The sequence below is a fragment of the Mycobacterium bulgaricum genome (assembly GCF_041287165.2).
Classification (GTDB): domain Bacteria; phylum Actinomycetota; class Actinomycetes; order Mycobacteriales; family Mycobacteriaceae; genus Mycobacterium; species Mycobacterium bulgaricum.
Map to the genome: position 1 here is coordinate 63,055 of NZ_JBGGKV020000004.1, position 24,137 is coordinate 87,191.

Below are 24,137 nucleotides of genomic sequence, written 5' to 3' on the forward strand. Positions count from 1 at the left end.
TTTCTAGAGGACCACAACACCCTCGGCGACGCCGATGGCCCGCAGATCGCGGTACCAGCGTTCGACCGGGTGTTCCTTGGTGTAGCCGTGCCCGCCGAGTAGCTGCACCCCGTCGAGGCCGATCTGCATGCCCTTGTCGGTGCCGAGCTTCTTGGCCAGCGCCGCCTCGCGAGCGAAGGAGAGGCCCTGTTCGGCACGAGAAGCGCCGCGCCAGGTGATCAGGCGCAGTCCGTCGAGCTCGATGGCAATATTGGCGGTCATGAACGCCACCGACTGCCGGTGCGCGATCGGCTCACCAAAAGCGGTGCGCTCCTTGATGTACGGGACGACATAGTCGAGGACCGCGTGCGAGGTGCCGACCGCCAGGGCGGCCCAGCCGAGGCGTGACAACGCAATCGCCTCGGAGTAATCGGAATCGGATGCACCGTCCTCGCCGAGCCGGGCGCTCAGCGGCACGGTCACCTTGTCGAGTTCGACGCGGCCCAGGGCGGCGGCGCGGATGCCCATACTCGGATCGGCCCTGACCGTCAGGCCTTCGCTGGATGCCTCCACGATGAACAAAGCCGGCTTACCGTTGAGCTGCGCAGCGATGACGAACAGTTCGGCGTCGGCGGCGGCCGGCACCAAGGACTTCACGCCGTCCAGGCGGTAGCCGCTCGGGGTGCGGACGGCCGTCGTCTTCAGCGCGGTGGGATCGAACAGCGGGTGAGGTTCGGCGATGGCCAGGCACGCCTGGGGAACGTTCTCGCCCGCGAACTCTTTCAGGTAGGTCGCCTGCTGATCGGCGCTGCCCCAGTGCGTCAGTGCCGAGGCCACACCGCCGGGAGCAAGTATCGGCAGGGCCAGGCCCATGTCGCCGTATGCGAGCGCCTCGGCGACGAGCGCATTGGTGACTGTGCTGCGATGCTCGGCGATGCCGTCGAAATCCTCGGGGATGTTGATGGCCGTGATGCCGAGCTCGGCTGCCTTCGCGATGAGGTCGGGCGGGTAGGCCGCCGCCGCGTCGGCGTCGTGGGCCGCCGGTCGCAGGATCTCCTCGGCGAACTCCTCGACTGTCGCGACGATCATCTTCTGGTCGTCGTCGGGGGTCAGGTCGAAGTAGTCCGAGTTCTTACCGGGCCGCTGACCCTCCAGCCGCACCGGGGCCTTGCCGAGCCCCTGAATGCGCTTGAACTGCCGCGTCGATGCGCCCGCGGCTGAGAACGCCTGCCTGACGCCGTATTTGAGGCCTCGGTTGAACGGATCGCGCAGGTTGTACTTATCGAGGAACTCCTGGCCGACGAGCGGTGTGAGAAGCGCGATGCCGACGTCGACCGCGGTGCGCTGATGCTTCTGGACGCCGACGGCGCTCTCCCTGCCGTTCCGTTTGGAGGGAATGGTGTTGGTCATGTCGCCTTCCTCATGAACGCAGTAGCTGGTGCTGCTTCACCGCAACTGACTCCAGAGTAAGGTATGCCAACTGACTCGTCGGTAAGTTCGAGGGCATCTGTAAGGCACGTCACAAAGCGGCTGGTGGAGATAGCTTAGCTGAAACACGCCACCGGCCGGTGGCGCATCGAGTGGACTCGAAGTGCGGCAACGACATTGACTTCTTACGGATCTGTCGGAACCTGTTTGCAGAGGGTGCCGCTGCACGGCGACAGTGACGTCATCATCCCCGTCGCCGAAGCGCGCAGCTTCGTCGCGCGGATGCGCGCCACGTCGACGAATGCCGTCGGCTACGTCGAACTGCCGGGCACCGGCCACGGATTCGACCTCACCGACGGCAGGAGGACTGGTGCCGCCGTCCGCGCGATCGGGCTCTTTCTCGACCACGTCTATCGCACGCGCAAAGGTGCCCCCGCCGTAGCGGTCGGATAGGCGCGAGCGGAACTCTACTCAACGCAACGCGGACAGCACGGTGTCGTGCAGCAGCCCGTTGGTGGCCACCGCACTGCCGCCGTGGGGACCGGGCTTCCCGGCGAGATCAGTGAACCGGCCGCCCGCCTCGCGCACGAGAATGTCCAGTGGCGCAAGGTCCCACAGCTTGACCTCCGGTTCGACGGCGGCATCGACCGCGCCCTCGGCCACCAGACAGTACGACCAGAAATCGCCGTAACCCCGCACCCGCCAAACACTGTCGAGCAGCTCGACGAACCGGGGGCGCAGATCGTCCCAGCCTGTCGTCAAGTCGGAGAACGACAGGCTCGCCGAGTCGAGGTCACCCACACCGGATACCGAAATGCGGCGTGTCGCACCGCCGAACGACGTGAACGCGCCCTGGCCTTCGGCGGCCCACCATCGCCGCCCGAGTGCCGGAGCACTGACCACACCCACGACGGGAACGCCGTCGGCCAGCAGGGCGATCAACGTCGACCACACCGGTACGCCGCGGACGAAATTCTTCGTGCCGTCGATGGGGTCGACGACCCACTGCCTTCCGGTGAACTCCTTGGTCCCGCCGAATTCTTCGCCGAACACCGAGTCGTCGGGTCGATGTCGGCCCAGCCCCGCACGCAACAACTTCTCGGTGTCCAGATCGGCGTCGGTCGCCGGCGTCATGTCCGGCTTCGTCTCGACGCGCAGATCGACCGCGCCGAAACGCTGCATCGTCAGTGCGTCCGCGTCGTCGGCCAGTCGCAGCGCGAGGTCGAGGTCGGTTTCGGAGGTACCCATACGTGTCGTCCTACCATGTCGGTGTGGTCGAATTCGCGCTCATCCTCCTTGTCCTCGGTGCGTTCGTCCTGCTGATCGGGCCGCGCATCATGCGCAAGCGCGGTGCAGGCAACGACTGGCTGCAGGGGACCTTGTTGGTGACGGGGGTGAGCCCCCGGCCCGAGGGGGTCACGGGCCAGCAGTACGTCACCATCACGGGCGTCATCAACGGCCCGACGGTCAACGAGTACACGGTGTACACACGGCTGACCGTCGACGTGAACGAGTGGCCCACGATGGGTCAGCTGATCCCCGTCATGTATTCGCCGGGCAACCCGGAGAAGTGGGCGTTCGGATCACGCCCCGAGCCGACGCTGCCGCCGGACCAGCAGCCCTACACGTAGCCGCTCCTGGTAGCCGTGTGTTCAGCCGTGCCCGATCCGTAGCAGCTCCGCCACACTGGTCAGCTTCACCCGGGGACGGCCCGACCCTTCGCCCGACGTCCGCTCGTGCTCGTCGATCAACTTCCAGTGCTCGTTGGTGACGAGCTTGGGCTGCCGCTCCAGCAGCCAGCGTTCCACCGTGTCGGGTTGGTCGGGTCCGAGGTCGGCGAGCTCCGCCGCGGTGAGGTCCGCCAGGACAGTGTCGACGGTGTCCTGTGAATCCTTCTTGTTGCTGCCGATCACCCCGGTCGGCCCCCGCTTGATCCAGCCGACCACGTACTCGTTGCGGCTGCCCTCGATCTTCCCGGCGGTGTGCGGGATGGTGGCCGAGCGCTCGTCGAACGGCAGCCCGGGCGTCGGAATTCCCCGGTAGCCGACGGCGCGCACGACGAGTTGCGCCGCAATCTCTTCGCGCTCGCCCGTGTCCTTGGCCGAGACCCGGCCGTCGGCGCCGCTGACCAATTCGTTGCGGCCCAGCACGATCGATTCGACCCGGGCTTCGCCCTTGATCTCGATCGGGGACGTGCAGAACCGGAAGACGATGCGGCGCTTGGCGCCCTTCGGAGTGGTGTCGGCATACCCGCGCAGCACCTTGATGTTGTTGCGCACCGTCTTGCCCGCGGCCTCGAGATCCTCTTCGGTGATGCTGTCGAGATCGGCGGGGTCGACGACCACGTCGACATCGCCGAGGGCTTCGAGATCACCGAGTTCGCGGAGCTCCAGCGTCGTGAACGGAGCCTGCAACGGTCCGCGTCGACCGATGATGAGGACCTCTTCGACACCGCGCGCGTGCAGCGATTCCAGGGCGTGGTCGGCGATGTCGGTCTCGCTGAGGATGTCGGGATCGCTGACGAGGATGCGGGCCACGTCGATCGCTACATTGCCGTTGCCGACGACCACGGCCCTGCCGCCGGAGACGTCGGGTTCCATCTCTTCGAAGTGGGGGTGCGCGTTGTACCAGCCGACGAAGTCGACGGCTGCGACGCTGCCCGGCAGATCTTCGCCCGGGATGCCGAGGGCCCGGTCGGACTGGGCGCCGATCGCGTAGATGACGGCGTCGTAGCGTTCGGCCAACTCGGAAGGGTGCACATGCTCCCCGACGACGAGATTGCCGAAGAACCGGAACCGCGGATCCAGCGAGATCTTGTCGAACTGGGCGCTGATCGACTTGATCTTCGGATGATCGGGGGCCACGCCCGACCGGACCAGACCCCACGGCGTGGGCAACATCTCCAGCATGTCGATCCGGACGTCTCGTTCGGCGTCCGGGCCGCCGGCCTTCAGGAGTGAGGCAGCGGCAAAGTATCCGGAAGGTCCAGAGCCGACGATGGCCACGTAGTACGGCCGCAAAGCGGGCATGGTTTTACGCCTTCTGTCGCGTGCCCGGTGCGCGCAAGGGGCTGTCGCGACGCGGCCGGACTGGGTTCCAGCCCCGACTCTAGAACGCGACGAACGTCATCGACGGCATTCGGAGAGGTCGACGCGAAAAGTTGCGCGAAGCCGCCCGGAACCCAGCAGCCACCAGCGTCGTCGGCGGAGTGGGTACCCTGAATCCCCGTGGATCCCGACCGCCAAGCCGATATCGCCGCTCTCGACGCCACACTGACCACAGTGGAGCGTGTCGTCGACATCGACGGGCTCCGGGAGAAGATCACCCAGCTCGAGCAGCAGGCGTCCGACCCGAAACTGTGGGACGACCAGGCGCACGCCCAGAAGGTCACCAGCGACCTGTCGCACGCCCAGAACGAGTTGCGGCGCGTCGAAGAGTTGCGCGGCCGCGTCGACGACCTGCCGGTGCTGTACGAACTGGCCGCCGAAGAGGGTGGCGAGGACGAACTCGCCGAAGCCGACGCCGAGCTCGCGAAGCTGCGCGAGGACATCGAGGCCATGGAGGTCCGGACGCTCCTGTCGGGGGAGTACGACGAGCGAGAGGCGCTCGTCAACATCCGTTCCGGCGCGGGCGGCGTCGACGCCGCGGACTGGGCCGAGATGCTGATGCGGATGTACATCCGCTGGGCCGAGCAGCACGACTACCCCGTCGAGGTCTTCGACACGTCCTACGCCGAAGAGGCCGGCATCAAGAGCGCGACCTTCGCCGTCCACGCGCCTTACGCGTACGGCAACCTGTCCGTCGAGCAGGGCACCCACCGGCTGGTGCGCATCAGCCCGTTCGACAACCAGAGCCGCCGTCAGACGTCGTTCGCCGATGTCGAGGTGCTGCCTGTGGTGGAAACCACCGATCACATCGAGATTCCCGAGGGCGACGTCCGAGTCGACGTCTACCGGTCCAGCGGTCCGGGCGGGCAGTCGGTGAACACGACCGACTCGGCCGTGCGGCTCACCCATATCCCCACCGGGATCGTCGTCACCTGCCAGAACGAGAAGTCGCAGCTGCAGAACAAGGTGTCGGCGATGCGAGTCCTGCAGGCGAAGCTGCTGGAACGCAAGCGTTTGGAAGAGCGCGCCGAGATGGATGCCCTCAAGGGTGACGGCGGAAGCTCCTGGGGCAACCAGATGCGCTCCTATGTCCTGCACCCGTATCAGATGGTGAAGGACCTGCGCACCGAGTACGAGGTCGGCAACCCCGCCGCGGTACTCGACGGCGACATCGACGGCTTTCTGGAGGCCGGCATCCGCTGGCGCAATCAAAAAGACGAAGACGAGTAGACGTTGAACAGCACGTCATTCGCGTTGAACCTCTCCGGCACCTGGCACGGGTTCTGGCAGAGCGACACCGGTGTCTGGATTCTCGGTCGAGGCGTGCCGATCGCACTGCTGTTGATCGGCGGTCTGCTGGCCGCGCGATTCATCAACTGGGCAGCGCGGCGAATAACTCGCCGCATCGACGCTCAATACCTGGAGAGCGACCAACTCGTCCGCACGGAGAGCGCCAAGCATCGGCAGGCAGTGGCGTCGGTGATCTCCTGGGTGTCGGTCGCGCTGCTTTTCGTCATGGTGTCGGTCCAGATCACCGACATCTTGGCGATTCCCATCGGATCGCTCGTCGCCCCAGCTGCCGTCATCGGTGCCGCACTTGGTTTCGGGGCCCAGAAATTGGTGCAGGACCTGTTGGCCGGCTTCTTCATCATCACCGAACGCCAATACGGTTTCGGTGATCTGGTGCAGCTGAACATGGTCGGCGCGCCCGACGCGGCTCAGGGCACGGTTGAAGAAGTCACCCTGCGGGTCACGAAGCTGCGGACGAGCGAGGGGGAAGTGTTCACCGTCCCCAACGGCAACATCGTCCAATCGCTGAACATGTCGAAGGATTGGGCGCGTGCCGTGGTCGACATTCCTGTGCCGACCACGGTGGACCTGAACAGCGTCAACGAGGTCCTGCACGGCGTGGGCGAGACGGCCATGAAAGACGAGGAACTGCGTGCCCTGCTCCTCGACACGCCACAGTTGATGGGCGTCGAAAGCATCGAGGTGGACACCGTCAATCTGCGTATGGTTGCCCGCACACTGCCCGGTAAGCAGTTCGAGGTCGGTCGCAGACTGCGGATTCTGATCATCGCCGCGTTGGCGGGGGCGGGAATCGCGACCCAGGACCACACTCCGACGGTGAGCAATCTCAGCGCCAGCGGCGACGCGGCGGCCAGCGAGGCCGAGGCGCTCGACCGGGCGGGGCAGAAACCGTGAAGCCGTTGCTATCGAAGTTGCGCCGAAACGACCGCCATTCGCGGGCATATCTGTTCGGCGGGCGCATGCGCCTGTCGACTGTGCTTCTGATCGTCGCCTTCGTCGCCTTGTACTGGGTGAACCAGAGTTACGAACCCGAGCCGCCAGCCCCCGCGATCGATCCCGCCCAGCAGGTCGTGCCACCGGGCTTCGTACCCGACCCCAACTACACCTGGGTGCCGCGCACCAACGTCCAGACTCGCGAGCCGGAGTACACGACGACGACGCCGCGCACCACCACGACGACCACGACGCCGCGAGAGACCACCACGCCGACGTCCCCGGAGACGACGACCACCCCGTTGGGCCCGGAGATCCCCTTCGGTCCGACGACAACGGTCATCGACCCCGACGGGCCGGGGCCGCAGAGCCCCGAGACGTTCACGCAGGCGCCGCCGACATTCCCGCCGACCACCGTCGTGCCGCCGGGAGCGACGCCGACGACGGCGCCGCCGCGGCCCTAGTGCCGAGGTGATGACAACCCGCCCCGCTACACTGGCGTGCCGTGATGATCACCCTCGACCGCGTGTCCAAGCAGTACAAGTCGTCCGCCCGTCCGGCGCTCGACAACGTCTCGGTCAAGATCGACAAGGGTGAGTTCGTCTTCCTCATCGGGCCGTCGGGTTCGGGCAAGTCGACGTTCATGCGTCTGCTGCTGGCCGAGGAGAACCCGTCATCGGGTGACATCCGGGTCTCCAAGTTCCACGTCAACAAGCTCTCCGGCCGCCACATCCCCGGTCTGCGTCAGGTCATCGGCTGTGTGTTCCAGGACTTCCGTCTGCTCCAGCAGAAGACGGTGTTCGAGAACGTCGCGTTCGCGCTGGAGGTGATCGGCAAGCGTGGCGACACCATCAACCGTGTCGTGCCCGACGTGCTCGAAATGGTCGGTCTGTCGGGCAAGGCGAACCGGTTGCCCGCCGAGTTGTCCGGCGGTGAGCAGCAGCGCGTCGCGATCGCCCGTGCGTTCGTGAACCGGCCGCTGGTCCTGCTCGCCGACGAGCCCACCGGCAACTTGGACCCCGACACCAGCAAGGACATCATGGACCTGCTCGAGCGCATCAACCGCACGGGCACGACGGTGGTGATGGCCACCCACGACCATCACATCGTCGATTCGATGCGCCAGCGCGTCGTCGAACTCGAACTCGGCCGGCTGATTCGCGACGAACAGCGCGGCGTCTACGGAATGGATCGCTAAGTGCGCTTCGGCTTTCTCGTCAACGAGGTCCTCACAGGGCTTCGCCGCAACGTGACCATGACGGTCGCGATGATTCTCACCACCGCGATCTCGATCGGTCTGTTCGGTGGCGGTCTGCTCGTGGTGCGACTGGCTGATCAGTCCCGCGCCATCTACCTGGACCGGGTGGAAAGCCAGGTGTTCCTCACCGGGGACGTAACCGACAACGACCCGACGTGTGACAACGACCCGTGCAAGGCGTTGCGTCAGACGATCGAGGATCGCGACGACGTGCGTTCTGTGCGGTTCCTCAACCGCGACGACGCCTACGAGGACGCGATCCGGAAGTTCCCGCAATACAAAGATGTGGCCGGTCGCGACGCCTTCCCCGCATCGTTCGTGGTCAAGCTCGACGACCCCGAACAACACCAGAATTTCGACGAGGCAATGGTGGGCCAGCCCGGCGTGCAGAGCGTGCTGAACCAGAAAGACTTGATAGACCGGCTTTTCGCGGTCCTCGACGGCATCAGCAATGCGGCATTCGCAGTGGCGCTGGTGCAGGCGATAGGCGCAGTTCTGTTGATCGCCAACATGGTTCAAGTCGCCGCGTACACGCGGCGCACGGAGATAGGCATCATGCGCTTGGTCGGCGCCACGCGCTGGTACACGCAGCTGCCGTTCCTTCTGGAGGCGATGCTCGCCGCGCTGATCGGCGTGCTGATCGCCATCGGGGGATTGATTCTGGTGCGTGCGTTGTTCCTTGAGAACGCGCTCGACCAGTTTTATCAGGCGAATTTGATTGCCAAGGTCGACTACGCTGACGTTCTCTATTACAGCGCGCCGTGGATGTTGTTCCTCGGCCTGGCGATGTCCGGTGTCACGGCCTACGTCACGCTGCGGCTCTACGTACGAAGGTAGCGGTGTCCAAGAAAGCCAAGTCCAGCAAGGACAGCAACAACCAGGTTGTGGCGTCCAATCGCAAGGCTCGGCACAACTATTCGATCTTGGAGACCTACGAGGCCGGCGTCGCGCTGGTGGGCACCGAGGTGAAGAGCCTGCGGGACGGGACGGCGTCGCTGGCCGATGCGTTCGCCACCGTCGACGACGGGGAGATCTGGCTTCGCAACCTGCACATCCCCGAATATCACCACGGCACGTGGACGAATCACGCGCCGAGACGCAACCGCAAGCTGCTGCTGCATCGCCGGGAGATCGACAATCTGGTGGGCAAGATCCGCGACGGCAATCTCACCCTGGTTCCACTGTCGCTGTATTTCACCGGCGGCAAGGTGAAGGTCGAATTGGCACTGGCACGCGGTAAGCAGGCCCACGACAAGCGCCAGGACATGGCCCGCCGCGACGCGGAACGCGAGGTCACCCGCGAGCTCGGTCGCCGGGTCAAGGGCATGACGTCCTGACGGGCATCCTCAGCGCGCTCGTCGCGGCGTTGGGCTACGGCGTCAGCGACTTCGTCGGGGGTATCGCCTCGCGCCGGGTCGCCGCCCTGCGGGTGGTGGTCGTCTCCTATCCGCTGGCGCTGATACTGCTGACGGCCGTCGCCTTCATGGCAGGGGGCCAGCTCAGTACGCAGGCGGTGGCATGGGGGCTGCTTGCCGGGGTGGCCCAGGCGTTCGGCGTGTGGTGGTTCTACGCGGCACTGGGCGCGGGGCCGATCTCGGTGGTGTCCCCGCTGACGGCGGTGTTGGTGGCGGGCATACCGGTGGCAGCCGGTCTCGCGCTGGGGGAGCGCCCGGGTGTGTGGGCCGCAGCCGGCGTCCTGCTGGCGCTGGTGGCGGTGGTGTTGGTCAGCCGGGACAGTGGCGATGAGCCGCTGGCGCGAAGAGCAGAAAACACCGATGAGCCGCTTGCGCGAAGAGCAGAAAACACCGATGGGGTCGTCAGGCCGCACCGCTTCACGCCCAAGGTGGCGCTGCTGACCGTCGGTTCCGGAGTCGCCTTCGGGATGAATTTCGTTGTCCTCGACCAGGTCCCGCCCGAGGCGAACCTGTGGCCCCTGGTCTTCGGCCGGATGGCAGCCACTGCGATTGTTTTTATTGCCGCACTTGCGACAGCGAACCTGGTATTCGAGCGGGGCGTGCCACTGCGGCTGGCGTTGTTCGCCGGCGTGCTCGACTCGGTTGCCAATATCGCCACGCTACTGGCCCTGCAGTCGTCATTATTGTCGCTAGCCGGTGTACTTGTGGCGCTCTATCCTGCGGCGACGGTGATCTTGGCGATTGCGGTGCTGCGCGAGCGAGTGACCCGCATGCAGTCGGTCGGCATGGCGTTGGCGCTTGCTGCGGTTGTCATGATCGCGGCCGGTTAGGCGCCACGGTTTGAGGGCAACCAGAAGAAGTTGTGCCTCGCGGGGGGATAGGGGGTCGCGCCGTCAGCGGTTACCGCATTCGCATCGTTCTCCTCGTCACCGCCACCGCGCTGGTGATGATGAACGCGTTCGCGTTCTGGGGGGACGAGACGGCGTTCAAAATCGACAGCGTCCTACAGGTCTGCACGGCTGCGGTGGCGGTGGTCTACGGGCTGATCGTGGCGCGCCGGGTCAACGGAAGTGCGCGAACCTGGCGGTTGTTGGCGGTTGGCGCGGTCATCTGTCTGACGGTCGGCGAGATCGCGTGGTGGAACCGCGCCGGCGGCTTGCCCGCGTCGACGTGGGTGACCTCCTACTGGCTGTTTCTGTTTCTGGCCACCGCTTCGGTGGTGGTTCTCGCCGTCGCCGCTCGCGGCGTCGAGGTGCCCGCGGACAGCTCCCTGCGTCATCTGGCGCTCATCACGGTGCTCGACGGCGGCGTCGCCGCGGCGTCCTTCGCGCTGCTGGTGATCGTCGGCCGGTTCGGTGCATTCTCGACTTTTTCGTGGCCCCAGTCCGGCCACCCGGCGGTGGAGATCGCATACGCGGTGGGGCAGCTCGTCCTGGTCGTCTTCGCCGCGGTGGTCGGCATGATGTATTCGGCCGATCGCCCGTACAGGTCGAACTACCTGCAATTGGCCTGCGGTTTCGTCGTGATCGTGGCGTCCGATCGGGTTGTCGCGTATTTCGACTCCGTCGGCGCACCCTACGCCCAGAGCTGGGGCGGCATCGGCGTCGTACTCGGGCCCCTGTTCATCGCGCTGTCGATGCGCGAGAGGAGGGAGCGGTCGGTTACCACAAAGCGCTTCCGGCCGATGGACTGGGCACAGCTGATCCTGCCCTACACGGGGTTCCTCGGGATCACGATCCTGCTGTCTTACCACGTCTTGACGGGGCACATTCTCGACGCCGTGGTGGTATCGACCACCCTCGTGATGGTCATCCTCGTCGCGGCCAGGCAGATCGCGGCGATGGGCGCGCAGCGTCTGTTGACCCGTCGCCTCTACGAGGCCCAACGCGGACTCGCGCACCAGGTACTACACGATGCGTTGACGGGACTACCGAACCGCCTGCTGTTCGCGCAGCGCCTCGACCAGGCGATGAGAGATGGCGGCTTTGTGCTCATCTTCGTCGACCTCGATGACTTCAAGGAGGTCAACGACCGGTTCGGCCACGCAGCGGGCGACGAGTTGCTCTGCGCGGTCGGGGAGAGGCTCAAGCGCAGCATCACGACACGGGACACTCTGGCCCGCATCGGTGGGGATGAGTTCGCCATTCTGATCGCGGGCGACCACGAGATGCCCGAGGTCGTAGCGGACCGGCTGCGGGTGGCGCTGCGTGAGCCATTCCCTGTCCACGGGTCGTCGGTGCGGGTTCGCGCCAGCATGGGGCTGGTTCGGTCCGGCGACCAGGGGAACGCGCAGACATCGGACGACCTGCTGCGCCAGGCCGACATCTCGATGTATGCGGGCAAACGGCTCGGCAAGAACACCGCCGTGGTGTATCAGCCGACCGCAGGTGTGCGTGCCGAGTTTCCCGCCGCATTGCGCGAGGCCCTGGGTGGGGTGCCCGCGGGGTTCAGCCTTGCCTACCAGCCGGTCGTGCGGCTGGACGACGAGTCGCTGGTCGCCGTCGAGGCGCTGGCCCGGTGGACGGCACCGAACGGGATCGTCATCCCGCCCGAGACTTTCGTCGCGGTCGCCGAATCGGCGGGACTCGGCGCGACGCTCGACGCGCTGGTGCTGGATCTGGCGTGCCGTGAAGTGGAAGAGGCCGGACTCGGTGAGATGAACATCCACGTCAACGTCGGCGCCGCGCGACTGGGCAATCTGGGCTTCGAAGAGCAGGTGCGAAACACCCTCAGCCACTGCGCGATGGATCCGCATCGCCTCGTGCTCGAGATCACCGAGACGCTGCCCATCGTCGACCTCGACGACGCGGCCGCGCAGATCCGGCGATTCAACGAGATCGGTGTCCGGATGGCGCTGGACGACTTCGGGGCCGGCTACAACTCGCTGACCTATCTGCACGCGCTGCCGGTGCAGATCGTAAAACTCGACCGGAGCCTGGCCGTCGGTTCCGATCCCGACCGGGACCTCGCGTTGTATCGATCCGTGATCGGGCTCTGTAGCGATCTCGGTCTGGACGTCGTGGCCGAAGGCATCGAGACACGGCTGCAGGCCGACACCGTGCACACCGCGGGATGCCAGTATGCCCAAGGCCACCTGTTCGGCAAGCCGGTGCCGATGAGCGTGCTCAGCGAGGAATGGAAGGACCGGATCCATGAGCACGCGCCGCAGGTCGCGACCGGACGGTGCAATCGGGACTAAATATTCGCCGACCCGTGTTGATGTGGCCGGTAGTATGGAGTGTCCGCCGAGGGTCGGCGGGTGTGCCGAAGTTTTACAGACAAGGGGCTGAACGGTTTCGACTTCGCGCATCGAATCAAGGGAAGCGTGCCGGTGCAGACAACCGACCACCGTAAGCGTCGTTGTAACCAATTAAGCGCCGATTCCAATCAGCGCGACTACGCCCTCGCTGCCTAAGCGATAGCTAGTCCGTCAGACCGGGAGAGCCCTCGACCCGGATCCTGGCGTCATCTAGAGGGATCAACCGGGAAGTTCGGTCGCGGAACTTCTCGGGACACCAAACAGCGACTGGGATCGTCATCCTGACTTGTTCGCGTGATCAGGAGATCCGAGTAGAGACATAGCGAACTGCGCACGGAGAAGCCTCGAGGGAATGCCGTAGGACCCGGGTTCAATTCCCGGCAGCTCCACCGGATAGAAGCAGGTCAGGGATTCAATCCCTGACCTGCTTTCATTTCCGAGCAGTGCTGAACACCGTTTACGGTCCTCCCCGCCAGCCCGGCTGTCGCAGATGCGTGGCCCCGCTGAGAGAACGAGGTGAGGCTCGGAGACCCACAGATTGATCTCAGCATCCACATCCCCGCCGGAGTTACCGTCATGCCCGGAGGGAGGGCGGATGTCCTATCAGCTCAAGATCACGCTGTACGCCACCACGATGTTCATCGTCGTTGCCGGAGGAGTTTTGCTGACCTGGGCTTACCTAGAGGTCCAGCACGCTGACGAGAAACGCCAACTTATCGAGTGCATACGTGCTGAGTCTCACGACAACGGCAAGCTGCCACTGGCTCAGGTGGTCGACGGCAGCATCCAACGGTGCGAGGGAGAGCAGTGGCTTGTTCGTTGACCGGACCCTGGAAAGCTTCCGACGACCTAGCCTGAGCTCATGGGGGTAAACAAAAAGTGGGGGGACGGCTTCGCGGCCTGGCTTACTTCGCTGCCGGTTGGTATCAAGTTCATCGTCGCGCTTGGCCTGGCTCTGAGCACGATCGTGCCAGCGGGACTCATCGTGTCGGTGATAGTCCCACTGATCTGGGAGTCGGATCGGTCGAATGAGATCTCGACAACGTGCGGTGACCGCAGCATCACCGTCAACATGGATGACCCGATCTACGACCCGAACAATCTCGAAGCCAGTGCCGTACGCATGTGTGATCTCGCCTGGGGACGCGCCTGACGTAGTGATGTCATTGCCGTGACATGTCGGGAATCCCGCCAACTACAGACGCCCCGCTTACCAAATCCCGCAATGGGTTTCGACGCGCCGAACGGTGTTCGTTGCCATCGGACCTCGGCGGAGATCCGTACACTTCGCGCCTATGCCACTCGTGGGTTCGGTGCCGGAAAAATGCTGGCAGGTCATCGTCGTCACGGCAGAGGCCTACGATCCCGAGTGGCCCGACGGCACGAAAGACGATGACAAGCGGCCACCGGCGAAGCTGTCAGCCTGGTATCGCGACAGCGACAGCGCCAACAACAATCGCCAATGGCAGCAATACGGGGAGACGGTCGACGCTGTGGTGGGCTGGAACGGTGTCGGCCCCGGCAACGACGACACCGGAAAGACACCGCTCGGTTCGTATGCGCTGGGCCAGACCTTCGGCCGCAAGGACCGTCCCGACATCTCCTTCGGTAACTACTTCACCGCCGGCGAACAGGACTACTGGGACACCGGCTGGAAATGGCGCCAGCGGGAGATCGCGGGGTGCGAACCCCTCCTTCCGCCGTCGCGTTACAACGAACACTTCAGGGCGGTCAAAGATCCGCACGACGACAACGACGATCTGGAAACAGAATCCCTGGACCAGGACGCCTACAACCTTGCCGTCTTCGTCGATCACAACCCCACAAAGCGGCCAGGCTGGGGCTGCGCCATCTTCCTCCACTGCGACGACCAGTCCAGGACATGGGGCTGCATCACCATCGACGAAGGCGTTCTGTCAAACCTGCTGCCATGGCTGAAAACCGAAGCCGAACCACACTTGACGGTTCTCGTCTCTCCTGTCGACGCAGAGATCAAGAGCCCGCTGATCGAGTGTCCGCCGCCGGAGTAGCTGTACGGCTCTGCCGGCGGTTGACGCGGTATCGCAGGTGCGCGACGCCGGGCGCGTGGAGGACTCGCACGAGTTCGAGGTCAGGGCTGCCCGGTTCGAATCCGTCGAACAGCCGCTCGCCGGAGCCCAGGATCTGCGCGCTCAGCTGAAGATCGATTTCGTCGACGATGCCCGCCGCGATGGCCTGGCGGGCGCAGGATGCCCCACCCGCGATCGAGATCGGCCCTCCTTCGGCAACCGCGGTCGCCTGTTCGTACGCCGACTCGATGCCGTCGGTGACGAAGAAAAACGTGGTCCCACCCTTCAATTCGATCGGCGCGCGCTCGTGGTGGGTGAGCACGAAGACCGGGCAGTGGTACGGCGGCTCGTCGCCCCACCAGCCCTGCCAGTCCGAATCCCACGCGCCGCGAATCGGCCCGAACATGTTGCGGCCCATGATCGTTGCTTTCATCCCGTCCAACATCTCGGACACGATCTGCCGGTTCACGGGGTGGTCCGCATCAGGTCCGATGTGCCAGCGGTGCAACGCCTGGCCGCCGATTCCGAGCGGCTGCTCCCGGCTTTGGTGAGGTCCAGCCACGTATCCGTCCGCGGAAATCGACATCGACAGATTGGTTCTGCTCATACCACCTCCATTCGTCACCTTCTTGACTCCGGCGCACGGGGAAACTCATCATGCGCGCCTCAATCGCGGCGAACTCGTTACCTCAAGCTGTCGCGCCTTTTCGCTGACCGGCGCAACATAGACCCGATGAACGCCGCGACGGGTCCCGAACCGACCAGGCACACCGTGCTCGCCGAGACGGACACCGCGGCCTATCACTCGCTGCGGCAGCGGCCGGTGACCCGCGCGGAGCGGTATGCCCTCGGCAAGAGCCTGCGCAAACGAGTGCCGCGTAAGTCGCTGGCCGAGTGGACCCCGCCGCCGGATCGGCCGGACCCGATCCGCCTCGTCGAGGCCAACCACCGGGGCAGGCTGGAACGGCTGATCCCCGTGCGCGTCGGTCGAATGATCGCCTCGCCGTACGGCTTTCTGCGCGGCACCGCCGTCGTGATGGCCGACGATGTGGCACGGCTGCCGGCGACGGGCATCATGCCGGTGGTGTGCGGCGATTCGCACCTGGGCAATTTCGGCTTCTACGCGTCCCCCGAGCGCGATCTCGTCATCGACCTCAACGATTTCGACGAAGCCCACCCCGGCGGTTGGGAATGGGACCTGCGCCGGTTGGTGGCCAGCATCTGGGTCGCGGGCCGGCACAACGGCGCCTCCGAGGACGACTGCGCTGCCGCGGTGCGGTCGTGCGTGTCGTCCTACCGCATCGAGGTGCGCAGGCTCGCCGACGAGCCGCTGTTCTCCCGTTCCTTCACGCGGCTGGACGTCGACCGGCTCGCCGGTGAGACGGCAGGCGCGCTGGCCGATGAGGTGCGACGGTCGGCGGCGCGGGCCCGGCACCGCACGAGCGACCGCGCGCTACCGCGCTTCACCGAAGAGGTGGACGGGGTCCGCCGGATCGTGGAGGAGCCTCCGCTGATCACCAGGCTGCCGGAACAGGAGGCAGAGGCGCTCGCGGGTGCCCTCGACGACTATCTGCCGACGCTCTCGACGCACTGGCGTCGCGTCCTGGGCGGATACACGTTGCTCGACGTCGCGCACAAGGTGGTCGGGGTCGGCAGCGTCGGCTTGCGCGCCTATGTCGCTCTGCTGGAAGGGTCTTCGCCTGAAGACGTCGTGTTCCTGCAGCTCAAACAGGCCCGCCGCTCGGTGCTGGCGCGCCACGTTCACGGCGAGTCCGCATGGCACGCTCATCAGGGCCAGCGGGTGGTCGAGTATCAGCAGGCGCTGCAGACGGTCAGCGACCCGCTGCTGGGGTGGACCACCGTCAACGGGCTGCAGTTCTACGTCCGGCAATTCCGGAACATGAAGGGCACCATCCCGCTGGACGCGATGAGCGCCGCGGCGTTGATCGACTACACGAGTGTTGTCGGCCAACTACTGGCCAAGGGGCATGCCAGGACGAGCGGCGCGTCGATGATCGCGGGGTACATGGGCCGATCGGAACGCGTCGACGATGCCCTCTGCGAATTCGCGCGGCGCTATGCCGATCAGACCGAGGCCGACCACGCAGCGATGGTGGCGGCGGTCGACAGTGGACGACTGCCGGTGGAACGCGGCGTCTAGGCACGACTGTCTGCGCTGACGGCACGCCACGTGGTTATGGATTGTGATCCCGGGTATTCGCGACGGGTCGGATTCAGAGGGCTCTGATGGCCCGACGGGGGATTACAGAGGGGTTGGAACACATGATCGGAACCATCATCGGCGCGGTTGTCGTCGGACTCATCGTCGGTGCCCTCGCGCGCCTGATCATGCCGGGTATGCAGAACATCGGCGTCATCATGACGGTGCTGTTGGGCGCGCTCGGCTCGTTCCTCGGAACATGGGTCTCGTACAAGCTGGGCTATTCCAACCAGAACGGCGGGTTCAAGATCATCCCGTTCCTCGTCGGCATCATCATCGCCACGGTCCTCATCGCCGTGTACGTCGGGATCACAGGACGACGCAACTCCGCGACGCGGCCGGTCCGGTGACAGCCGCGCGGTAATCGCGACCCCGGCGGACGGGCGAAAACGCCGTAGTGAACCACGCGCGCCTGGCGGCCGTCATCTGGCTCATCGGTGCGTCTGTCTACCTCCTATGTGAGGCGATCGCGGCGGCGAGCGTCGACGGATACAGCTACGCCCGCAACTTCATCAGTGATCTCGGCGTGGTCCCCCTGATGAACATCGGCGCTTTCATCGCCCACGGGTCGCTGTTCGCGGCGGGCGCCCTCGTGATCGCCAAAGGGCGGACGCAGGGGAGCCGAACTGCCCAGATCTTCGTCGCCGCCGCGATCGCGAATGCCGTCGGCAACGTTCTCGTGGGCACGTTCCACAGCGGGACCGCGCAGGCACACTGGCATGTCGTGGGCGCAGGGCTCGCGATCGTGGGCGGCAACGTCGCGGTGATCGCGGGTGGCGTCGGCAGCCGCGCCTTCGGGACACACCGAGGGGTCAGCTGGGCGAGCATGGCCCTTGGCGGCTTCGGCATCGCGAGCCTGCTGGCGCTGATTGCCGGCGGGTCACGGGTCCTGCCGCCCGGACTCGTCGAGCGGGCGTCCGTCTATCCGATCATCGCCTGGGAACTGCTCGCCGGGTTTGTACTTTTCATTCGCAGAGCAGACACCCGACGGGGCTAGTATCCCGCGTCATGACCCGCACCATCACCGAGCCGAGTCGCGAGATCGACGTCATCCACGAGGCCGACGTCGTGGTCGTCGGTTCGGGCCCCGGCGGTCTTGCCGCAGCGCTGGCGGCGGCGCGCGCCGGCGTCGACGTGGCTCTGGTCGAACGGTTCGGCTGCTTCGGCGGCAACATCACCGCCGTCGGCGTCGAGGGCTTCGCCTGGTACCGGCACGAGCAGACGGTGGAGGCCGGCGGCCTCGGGTGGGAGTTCGAGCGGCGGGCCAGAGACATGGGGGCAGCCGTGCCCGAAAGTCAGTCCCTGTCTTACGAACTCGATTCCGAAGGCTTCAAGCTCGTCGCCGACCGGCTGGTCGAGGAAGCCGGCATCCATGCGATGCTGCACCGCCAATTCGTGGCACCGCTGATGGAGGGCGACACCATCATCGGCATCATCACCGAATCCAAAGCAGGCCGGGAGGCGATTTTGGCGCGCCGGGTCATCGATGCCACGGGGGATGCCGATGTGGCGACCCGCGCAGGCGCTCCTGTGCGTAAGACGCCCGTCGAGCAGATGATGGCCGCCTCAGTGATGTTCCACCTGGCGGGCGTCGACAAGGCGGCATTCCTCCGAGGGGTGGCCGATGATCCGCAGACGTATCGCGACTGGGCGGCAGGGGAATTCGCCGCCGACGACATCGACCCCAAGGACGCCGACCGGTATTCGCCCTATCTGGAGAAGCCATTTGCGAAGGCCATCAGGGACGGCGTGCTTCCCGCGGATCTCAACACCATCGGGGGGACATGGGGGGCCATGCACGACACCGGCGAGCTCACCTACATGAACCTCGTTCACCTGTCGGGCTGCGACGGCACCGATCCCGACAGCCTCACCCGCTTCGAGATCGAGGGCCGCCGGCAGGCGATGCTGGCGATCGAGGCCCTGCGCCGCTACACACCGGGTTGCGAGGCAGCCAGGCTGCGAAACTTCGGGATGACGATCGGGGTGCGCGACACCCGCAAGATCGACGCCGTCTACAACCTGACCGAAGTCGACGTGCGCGAGCAGGGCCGGTTCGACGACACCATCGGCATCTACCCCGAATTCATCGACGGCTACGGCGTGCTGGTGTTGCCGACGACGGGGCGCTATCTGCAGATTCCGTATCGGTCGCTGCTGCCGAAGTCGGTGCGGCACTTGATCGTTGCCGGGCGGGCCACCGGTGGCGACCGCATCGCCCACGCCGCGACCCGCAACATGTCGTGCTGCGCGGTCACCGGACAGGGCGCCGGTGTGGCGGCCGCGATGTCTTTGCGCTCAGATCGGGATCTGGCCGAGGTCGACATCGCCGCCGTCCAGAAGGAACTGATCCGTCAGGACGTCAGGATCAGCTGACTGCTGCAGCCCAGTTGGCGCCGAGGAATTCGGCGTTCTTGGTGCTCTGCTCGTTGGTCGGCAGCACCGGGGTCCCGTCGACGGCGGGCAGTGCGTCGAACGACGCCTTGTCGACGGTGCCCGCCTCGGCCATCTGCTCGGCCCGAACAGGTCTGGCCAATCCCTTCAGGTACAGATTCTGGCCCTCGTCGCTGTAGAGGAACTCCTGCCACAGGCGCGCAGCCGCCGGGTGCGGACCGTCCTTGTTGATGGCCTGGAAGTAGTAACCGCCGACCAGGGCATCGTTGGGAACGAACACCTTCCACGTCGGGATCTTCTTCGTCTCAGCCGAATTCAGGTAGTCCCAGTCGATGACGACGGGCGTCTGGCCGGCTTCGATGGTCGCGGGTGTCGGATCGACGGGCAGGAAGTTGCCGGCGTCGTTCAACCGCCTGAAGAAGTCGACACCGGGTGCGATGTCATCGGCGGAACCCCCGTTGGCGATCGACGCCATCAGCACGCCGTTGGCGGCGGCGCTCGCGGTGGTGGGATCTCCGTTCAACGCGACCTTGCCCTGGAACTCAGGCTTCAGAAGATCGTTGACACCGGTGATCTCCGGGACCTTCGAAGAGTCGTAACCGATCGACATATAGCCGCCGTAGTCGTTGACCCAGATGCCGTCGGGATCCTTGAATTCGTCGGGGATGTCGTCGAATGTCGCGACCTTGTACGGCGCGAACATCGACGTGTTCGCCAGCGCGATCGCCTGGCCCAGATCGAAGACGTCGGGCGCGGTGCTGCGCCCCTTCTGCTGATTGGCGGCGTTGATCTCGTCCTGGCTGTTCGCGTCGGGCTGTGCGGAGTTCACCTTGATGCCGTACTTCTCGGAGAACGTGCTGATGATCTCCGCGTAATTCGCCCAATCTGGCGGCAGCGCAATGACATTCAGTTCGCCTTCGACTTTGGCGGCTTCGACGAGGCCTTCCATGCCGCCGAAGTCCTCAGCTGAGGTGGCTTCTCTGGCGTTCACGCCGGACTCGGTCTGGCTGCCGCTTTCCTCTCTCTCCGGCGGAGCGCATGCCGCAAGCCCGAAGGCCACGAGCGCGGTGGCGGTGAGCGCGAAGAACCGTGATCTGGCCATTGCCGACCCTTTCGAAAGAGCTGGACCCAACTCAGCGAGGGAACCCTATCGCGACTATCCGCCTGTGGCAGGACTCTCCGCCAATTTGCTGACGGCGAAGTCGGCGGCCTGTGTCACCAGGCCGTCGGAGATGTACCTGGCATGCGCGCCAAGGTCGTTGCCTGCCGAGCAGACGAAATCATTGGGAACGCACAGCTCGATGGTCTTCGGCTGGTAGAGCGTGCCGATCGTCACCGGCGGCTGCTTGATCACGTCCATGAACCGCGCCGACGGCGTGCCGAGCAGCGTCACCGCCGCCACATGGTCGGCGATGTCGGCGGGCATCGGTTGGGGAACTTCGGACGCGGACACCCCGTCAGGGATCAATTCGGTTGTCACGAAACCCATGACGGCCGCCCCCTGGGAGTAGCCGCCGAGCACCAGCTTGGTCTCGGGGCAGTTCATCGCGATCTCCTGCACGTGTGTGCTCGCGTCGGTGATGCCCTGAACGGCGGTCGGGAAGTCGGGACTGGCCGGGTAGTCGACCGCGTACACGCGCACGGCCTTGCCGCCGAGTTTGGTCTGAAGATCGTCGACGAACGCCTGGCCCATCGCCCCGAGGCCGGGCGCTTCAGTCGTTCCGCGCGCGAAGACGACCTCGACATCCGGGCAGCCGGGGGTGCCCATCGGCAACGGTGCTGCAGGCGGCGGGGCCGGACCGGGCGCGGGGCCGAGGCCGGCAGGCGCCGGGGGCGGCGGGGGCGGGGGAGCCGGTAACGGCTGCGCCGAGGCCTGCGGCGGGAGGAACGGCATGATCACGAGGCTGGCGGCGACGGCCATCGCGGGGCGTGCGACACCAGTTAGACAGTCTGACAATCCCACGCTTCGATGGTGGCACAGATGTCTGGCGGGGGCACGCTCAAAACGTGCTGCGACGCGAACCCAGATCCATGGTCGTGATTTCTGCGCGATGCACGACCGGGAATCTCAGTTCGCTGACACGGGGTGGTTCAGTCCAGCGGGTTGATGCGCGGCACGATCAGTGGATCGGATGGGGTGAAAGGAAATTCGGGCAGATCGTCGATGTGGGCGTCGAAGGCAGCGGCGAGCACCTCCCGTGAGTAGGCGCTCGCCGACGCGCGGTATCCGATGTCGGCGGGAAACGGCTGGTCGAAGAAGATCAGGAAGTGCCACTCGTCGGTGCCGATGTTCTCGATGTGGTGAGGGTAGGCGCGGGGGATGAAATACATATCCCCGGTGGTCATCGTCCAGGTGTCCAGCGTGCCGTCGGGATTCATGATCGTCATTCGGGCGTCGCCATGCTGCACGTACCCCATCTCGGCGGTGACGGGATGCCAGTGCGGTTCGCGCATGCCGTCTTCGGCGACACGCAGCGAGTACATCGACATGTCCTTCAAGACAGGCCAGAACTGGTTGCGCGCGAAACGGGCATTGCCGCTGACGTAGTTCAATCCCGGTGCCTGCGCTTCGATGTCAAATTTGTGCGGGTCATTGAAGTACGCCTTCGCGGGAATGTCAGGCGCACCGACGCGGGCCGCGAGTTTGTGGTCGCGCGTATCGCGGCGAATCCTGGCCATGTCGGCAGCGGGTAGATCGTAGGTGTTGCCGAGCACCGCATCGGAGAACGCGCCGAGCGTGGCGCCCAAGCCGAAGTCCTCGGGTCGCTCGTTGCGGAACGCGATGATGAACTCCGCGACGTCCTCGCCGATGTTCTCGATGTGGTGCAGCGAGCCGGAGGCGGCGTGGAACATCTGGCCTGCGGTCACGATGAAAGTCGAGAAGCTGCTGTGGTCGTCGAGGATCGACACCAGGGCGGTTCCTCGGACGCAGTAGGTGAGTTCGTTGGCGTTGGCATGCCAGTGCGGGGTGCGCATCGCACCCGGGTTGAGCAGGACCCGCTTGATCGACAATCCCTGTAGAATCGGGAGGTTGTCGGCGGTGACGCGCCGCATCGAACCGAGGTCGGACTCCTCGACGATCTCGCCGTCATGCAAGGACGCGGTATGGCTGCTGCGCGTGATGGACGTTGTCATGGTGTCCTCCTGACCGAATGCTCACTGGTGCTGACAACTCTGCTCCGTTCAACGTGCGCTGTCATGGACGCTGGCCGACCTTCGCCCTACCTGCTGGCGGTAATTCATCGCAGAACCTTTCCCGCCGGCACTGGCCGATGAGGCAGAATCGCGCAGGTGACGAACCCCCCGCGACGCCCAGGAGATCCTGGCTGGCGTGGCCGCGGGGCGCCGCCACCCGACCCGGCGACGCGTCGGCTTCCGCGTCCCGGCGGACCCGATTCCCCAACCGAACAGTTTCGCGCCCGGCCGGCCCGGCCCGTGGACGCGGTCCCCACCGAGAAGATCCGACGGTTACCACCACCACCGCCACCACCGGCTGCCCGGCCGCGACAGCCTGCACCGGCCCCCAGTGCGCAAAAATCGAGCCGCGCAACGTTTTTCAATCGGCAGACGACGATCCTGCTTGCGGTCATCGTGGTCGCGGTGTTGGCCGGCGGGCTCGCGGGCGCCGAGCTCTACGCCCGCCATCGCGCCGACGACATCCTCGTCGCCGTGGCCGAATGCGTTGTGGAGGACGGTGCGACGATCTCCTACGGCGTGAATCCGCCGTTCCTGTGGCAGCACATCACCGGCCACTATACGAACATCTCGGTCGAGACGGCAGGTGACCGCGTTCAATCGGCGCAAGGGATGACGGCGGACGTCACGCTCCGCGACGTCCGCCTTCAAGATTCCGGCAACTCCCAAGGCGTCATCGGATCGTTGGACGCGACGCTGACGTGGACATCGGCGGGCATCAAGGACACCGTCGCCGAGAACCTGCCCGTCGTCGGCGCCTTGGTCACCGGTGTCAGGACCGACCCGGCGGCCGGCACGATCGTGATGGACGCGGGCGACTCCAGCGTCACAGCCAAACCCGTTGTCGCACAGGGCGATCTGAATCTCGAAGTGCTCGAGGTTGCGGGGCCGTTCCCGAAGGACACGGTGCAATCGGCGCTTGACGACCTGACCAGGAAGCTCAACGACAACTATCCGCTCGGAATCGAGGCAGACAGTGTCGAGGTCACCGAAACCGGAGTCGTCGGAACGTTTTCCAGCCAGAACGCGTCGATCCCGAACGAAGAGACCAACGCCTGTTTCGCGCGCCTCTAGGCGTATCAGCCACCGTTTCCGCGTCCCCGCGCCAGCTCCTCGAGGAGGGGTCGGGTGCGGTAGGCGACGACCTCGTGCATCGCGACCGACATCGTCGTGCGTTCGACGCCGGGGACTGCGAGAACCAGGCCCGCGACGCGATACAGGTCGTCGGCGTCGGTCGCGACGACACCGACCAGCAGATCGGCCGCGCCTGAAAGTCCGGTCACCTGCGTGATCTGGGTGACAGTCTCCAGTTCGGCGATGACGTCCTCGAGTTTGTGCTGATCGACCACGACGGTGATGAACGCCTTCAACGGATAGCCCAGATCACGCGGTGAAACGCACCGGTCGATGGGGGCGAGAACCTTCTCCTGATCCCAGCGCGCCAGCCGGGCCTGCACGGTGTTGCGTGCCAGATTGAGTTTTGCCGCCAGTTGCACGCCCGTAGCCCTCGGCGCGTCGCACAGCGCGAGCAGCAGTCGGGCATCGGTGCGGTCCAACTTCGCCATGTCGCACAGTATCGCACGTCACAC

At 65.5% G+C, this 24,137-nt stretch carries 25 protein-coding genes, 1 other RNA gene and 1 pseudogene; 19 read left to right on the forward strand and 8 right to left on the reverse strand.

The genetic code is table 11. The annotated features are described in order from the left end of the window. Positions 1–3: 3 nt before the first annotated feature. Positions 4–1,389: an acyl-CoA dehydrogenase family protein gene (locus ACAG24_RS13460; RefSeq protein WP_370472740.1), complete on the reverse strand. Its 1,386-nt coding sequence runs from the start codon at positions 1,387–1,389 to the stop codon at positions 4–6. 240 nt (positions 1,390–1,629) lie between these two features. Here ACAG24_RS13460 and ACAG24_RS13465 point away from each other — a divergent pair. Then, positions 1,630–1,860: pseudogene (locus ACAG24_RS13465) on the forward strand (alpha/beta hydrolase); the annotation flags it as partial. 18 nt (positions 1,861–1,878) lie between these two features. On the opposite strand, the gene hisN reads toward ACAG24_RS13465, so the two are convergent. Then, positions 1,879–2,655: a histidinol-phosphatase gene (gene hisN, locus ACAG24_RS13470; RefSeq protein WP_370472741.1), complete on the reverse strand. Its 777-nt coding sequence runs from the start codon at positions 2,653–2,655 to the stop codon at positions 1,879–1,881. Between the two features lie 23 nt (positions 2,656–2,678). Between hisN and ACAG24_RS13475 the strand changes: the two genes are divergently transcribed. Then, entirely contained in the window at positions 2,679–3,038 is a 360-nt protein-coding gene (locus ACAG24_RS13475; protein ID WP_370472742.1) for a hypothetical protein, read from the forward strand. A 21-nt stretch (positions 3,039–3,059) separates the two neighbouring features. On the opposite strand, the gene ACAG24_RS13480 is transcribed toward ACAG24_RS13475, so the two are convergent. Continuing rightward, complete coding sequence (locus ACAG24_RS13480) at positions 3,060–4,436, reverse strand: FAD-dependent oxidoreductase (RefSeq protein WP_445206189.1); 1,377 nt, start codon at positions 4,434–4,436, stop codon at positions 3,060–3,062. A gap of 198 nt (positions 4,437–4,634) precedes the next feature. Between ACAG24_RS13480 and prfB the strand changes: the two genes are divergently transcribed. The 12 genes from prfB (at position 4,635) to ACAG24_RS13540 (ending at position 14,720) form a co-directional block, all read left to right on the forward strand. Next, entirely contained in the window at positions 4,635–5,744 is a 1,110-nt protein-coding gene (gene prfB / locus ACAG24_RS13485) for a peptide chain release factor 2 (RefSeq protein ID WP_370472743.1), read from the forward strand. A 3-nt stretch (positions 5,745–5,747) separates the two neighbouring features. After that, positions 5,748–6,719, forward strand: a complete 972-nt coding sequence (locus ACAG24_RS13490; RefSeq protein ID WP_370472744.1) for a mechanosensitive ion channel family protein — start codon at positions 5,748–5,750, stop codon at positions 6,717–6,719. Between the two features lie 5 nt (positions 6,720–6,724). After that, on the forward strand, positions 6,725–7,222 hold the full coding sequence (locus ACAG24_RS13495; protein WP_508506428.1) for an Rv3103c family proline-rich protein: 498 nt from the start codon (positions 6,725–6,727) through the stop codon (positions 7,220–7,222). A 44-nt stretch (positions 7,223–7,266) separates the two neighbouring features. Beyond that, positions 7,267–7,956, forward strand: coding sequence for a cell division ATP-binding protein FtsE (ftsE, locus tag ACAG24_RS13500; protein ID WP_370473063.1), 690 nt, complete (start codon positions 7,267–7,269; stop codon positions 7,954–7,956). Next, positions 7,957–8,853: a permease-like cell division protein FtsX gene (ftsX, locus tag ACAG24_RS13505; RefSeq protein ID WP_370472745.1), complete on the forward strand. Its 897-nt coding sequence runs from the start codon at positions 7,957–7,959 to the stop codon at positions 8,851–8,853. Positions 8,854–8,855: 2 nt separating this feature from the next. After that, the gene (smpB, locus tag ACAG24_RS13510) at positions 8,856–9,353 is read left to right on the forward strand and encodes an SsrA-binding protein SmpB (protein WP_370472746.1); all 498 of its coding nucleotides are present in this window, start codon (positions 8,856–8,858) and stop codon (positions 9,351–9,353) included. Beyond that, the gene (locus ACAG24_RS13515; RefSeq protein ID WP_508506429.1) at positions 9,350–10,261 is read left to right on the forward strand and encodes an EamA family transporter; all 912 of its coding nucleotides are present in this window, start codon (positions 9,350–9,352) and stop codon (positions 10,259–10,261) included. Before smpB ends, ACAG24_RS13515 begins: the two co-directional genes overlap by 4 nt. Before the next feature lie 116 nt (positions 10,262–10,377). After that, complete coding sequence (locus tag ACAG24_RS13520; RefSeq protein WP_370473064.1) at positions 10,378–12,630, forward strand: putative bifunctional diguanylate cyclase/phosphodiesterase; 2,253 nt, start codon at positions 10,378–10,380, stop codon at positions 12,628–12,630. A gap of 83 nt (positions 12,631–12,713) precedes the next feature. Beyond that, positions 12,714–13,082: a transfer-messenger RNA gene (gene ssrA, locus ACAG24_RS13525) on the forward strand. 203 nt (positions 13,083–13,285) lie between these two features. Continuing rightward, complete coding sequence (locus ACAG24_RS13530) at positions 13,286–13,513, forward strand: hypothetical protein (RefSeq protein WP_370472748.1); 228 nt, start codon at positions 13,286–13,288, stop codon at positions 13,511–13,513. A gap of 39 nt (positions 13,514–13,552) precedes the next feature. Continuing rightward, a complete protein-coding gene (locus ACAG24_RS13535; RefSeq protein WP_370472749.1) occupies positions 13,553–13,843 on the forward strand; it encodes a hypothetical protein in 291 nt (96 codons plus the stop codon). A 142-nt stretch (positions 13,844–13,985) separates the two neighbouring features. Then, positions 13,986–14,720: a hypothetical protein gene (locus ACAG24_RS13540; protein ID WP_370472750.1), complete on the forward strand. Its 735-nt coding sequence runs from the start codon at positions 13,986–13,988 to the stop codon at positions 14,718–14,720. On the opposite strand, the gene ACAG24_RS13545 is transcribed toward ACAG24_RS13540, so the two are convergent. Then, complete coding sequence (locus tag ACAG24_RS13545) at positions 14,683–15,345, reverse strand: dihydrofolate reductase family protein (RefSeq protein WP_370472751.1); 663 nt, start codon at positions 15,343–15,345, stop codon at positions 14,683–14,685. The genes ACAG24_RS13540 and ACAG24_RS13545 overlap by 38 nt on opposite strands. Before the next feature lie 126 nt (positions 15,346–15,471). Between ACAG24_RS13545 and ACAG24_RS13550 the strand changes: the two genes are divergently transcribed. From ACAG24_RS13550 to ACAG24_RS13565, 4 genes are all read left to right on the forward strand, one after another. Beyond that, entirely contained in the window at positions 15,472–16,899 is a 1,428-nt protein-coding gene (locus ACAG24_RS13550) for a DUF2252 domain-containing protein (RefSeq protein ID WP_370472752.1), read from the forward strand. A 122-nt stretch (positions 16,900–17,021) separates the two neighbouring features. Then, positions 17,022–17,309 (forward strand): GlsB/YeaQ/YmgE family stress response membrane protein, encoded by a 288-nt coding sequence (locus ACAG24_RS13555; protein ID WP_370472753.1) that lies wholly within the window; start codon positions 17,022–17,024, stop codon positions 17,307–17,309. 47 nt (positions 17,310–17,356) lie between these two features. After that, positions 17,357–17,956, forward strand: a complete 600-nt coding sequence (locus tag ACAG24_RS13560; protein WP_370472754.1) for a DUF998 domain-containing protein — start codon at positions 17,357–17,359, stop codon at positions 17,954–17,956. An 11-nt stretch (positions 17,957–17,967) separates the two neighbouring features. After that, a complete protein-coding gene (locus ACAG24_RS13565; RefSeq protein WP_370472755.1) occupies positions 17,968–19,335 on the forward strand; it encodes an FAD-dependent oxidoreductase in 1,368 nt (455 codons plus the stop codon). Here ACAG24_RS13565 and ACAG24_RS13570 read toward each other — a convergent pair. The 3 genes from ACAG24_RS13570 to ACAG24_RS13580 all read right to left on the reverse strand — a co-directional run bounded on the left by ACAG24_RS13570 (position 19,328) and on the right by ACAG24_RS13580 (position 22,488). Next, complete coding sequence (locus ACAG24_RS13570; protein ID WP_370472756.1) at positions 19,328–20,455, reverse strand: ABC transporter substrate-binding protein; 1,128 nt, start codon at positions 20,453–20,455, stop codon at positions 19,328–19,330. The genes ACAG24_RS13565 and ACAG24_RS13570 overlap by 8 nt on opposite strands. Before the next feature lie 54 nt (positions 20,456–20,509). Then, positions 20,510–21,121 carry a cutinase family protein gene (locus ACAG24_RS13575; protein ID WP_370473065.1) on the reverse strand — a complete coding sequence of 204 codons (612 nt, stop codon included), beginning with the start codon at positions 21,119–21,121 and terminating at the stop codon, positions 20,510–20,512. Between the two features lie 323 nt (positions 21,122–21,444). Further along, the gene (locus ACAG24_RS13580; RefSeq protein ID WP_370472757.1) at positions 21,445–22,488 is read right to left on the reverse strand and encodes a cupin domain-containing protein; all 1,044 of its coding nucleotides are present in this window, start codon (positions 22,486–22,488) and stop codon (positions 21,445–21,447) included. A 156-nt stretch (positions 22,489–22,644) separates the two neighbouring features. On the opposite strand from ACAG24_RS13580, the gene ACAG24_RS13585 reads away from it, so the two are divergent. After that, positions 22,645–23,622 (forward strand): LmeA family phospholipid-binding protein, encoded by a 978-nt coding sequence (locus ACAG24_RS13585; RefSeq protein WP_370472758.1) that lies wholly within the window; start codon positions 22,645–22,647, stop codon positions 23,620–23,622. Between the two features lie 5 nt (positions 23,623–23,627). Here the strand turns inward: ACAG24_RS13585 and ACAG24_RS13590 are convergent, their stop codons facing one another. Next, the gene (locus ACAG24_RS13590) at positions 23,628–24,113 is read right to left on the reverse strand and encodes an Lrp/AsnC family transcriptional regulator (RefSeq protein WP_370472759.1); all 486 of its coding nucleotides are present in this window, start codon (positions 24,111–24,113) and stop codon (positions 23,628–23,630) included. Positions 24,114–24,137 lie beyond the last annotated feature (24 nt).

What these genes read in the sequence shown, in the direction of transcription:
- ACAG24_RS13550 (WP_370472752.1), top strand. Translation starts at nt 15,472, where the DNA reads ATGAACGCCGCGACGGGTCCCGAACCGACCAGGCACACCGTGCTCGCC.
- ACAG24_RS13555 (WP_370472753.1), top strand. Translation starts at nt 17,022, where the DNA reads ATGATCGGAACCATCATCGGCGCGGTTGTCGTCGGACTCATCGTCGGT.
- ACAG24_RS13530 (WP_370472748.1), top strand. Translation starts at nt 13,286, where the DNA reads ATGTCCTATCAGCTCAAGATCACGCTGTACGCCACCACGATGTTCATC.
- ACAG24_RS13580 (WP_370472757.1), bottom strand. Translation starts at nt 22,488, where the DNA reads ATGACAACGTCCATCACGCGCAGCAGCCATACCGCGTCCTTGCATGAC.
- ACAG24_RS13565 (WP_370472755.1), top strand. Translation starts at nt 17,968, where the DNA reads ATGACCCGCACCATCACCGAGCCGAGTCGCGAGATCGACGTCATCCAC.
- hisN (WP_370472741.1), bottom strand. Translation starts at nt 2,655, where the DNA reads ATGGGTACCTCCGAAACCGACCTCGACCTCGCGCTGCGACTGGCCGAC.
- ACAG24_RS13570 (WP_370472756.1), bottom strand. Translation starts at nt 20,455, where the DNA reads ATGGCCAGATCACGGTTCTTCGCGCTCACCGCCACCGCGCTCGTGGCC.
- ACAG24_RS13535 (WP_370472749.1), top strand. Translation starts at nt 13,553, where the DNA reads ATGGGGGTAAACAAAAAGTGGGGGGACGGCTTCGCGGCCTGGCTTACT.
- ACAG24_RS13520 (WP_370473064.1), top strand. Translation starts at nt 10,378, where the DNA reads ATGATGAACGCGTTCGCGTTCTGGGGGGACGAGACGGCGTTCAAAATC.
- ACAG24_RS13575 (WP_370473065.1), bottom strand. Translation starts at nt 21,121, where the DNA reads ATGGGCACCCCCGGCTGCCCGGATGTCGAGGTCGTCTTCGCGCGCGGA.
- ftsE (WP_370473063.1), top strand. Translation starts at nt 7,267, where the DNA reads ATGATCACCCTCGACCGCGTGTCCAAGCAGTACAAGTCGTCCGCCCGT.
- ACAG24_RS13590 (WP_370472759.1), bottom strand. Translation starts at nt 24,113, where the DNA reads ATGGCGAAGTTGGACCGCACCGATGCCCGACTGCTGCTCGCGCTGTGC.
- ACAG24_RS13460 (WP_370472740.1), bottom strand. Translation starts at nt 1,389, where the DNA reads ATGACCAACACCATTCCCTCCAAACGGAACGGCAGGGAGAGCGCCGTC.
- ACAG24_RS13480 (WP_445206189.1), bottom strand. Translation starts at nt 4,436, where the DNA reads ATGCCCGCTTTGCGGCCGTACTACGTGGCCATCGTCGGCTCTGGACCT.
- ACAG24_RS13545 (WP_370472751.1), bottom strand. Translation starts at nt 15,345, where the DNA reads ATGAGCAGAACCAATCTGTCGATGTCGATTTCCGCGGACGGATACGTG.
- ACAG24_RS13540 (WP_370472750.1), top strand. Translation starts at nt 13,986, where the DNA reads ATGCCACTCGTGGGTTCGGTGCCGGAAAAATGCTGGCAGGTCATCGTC.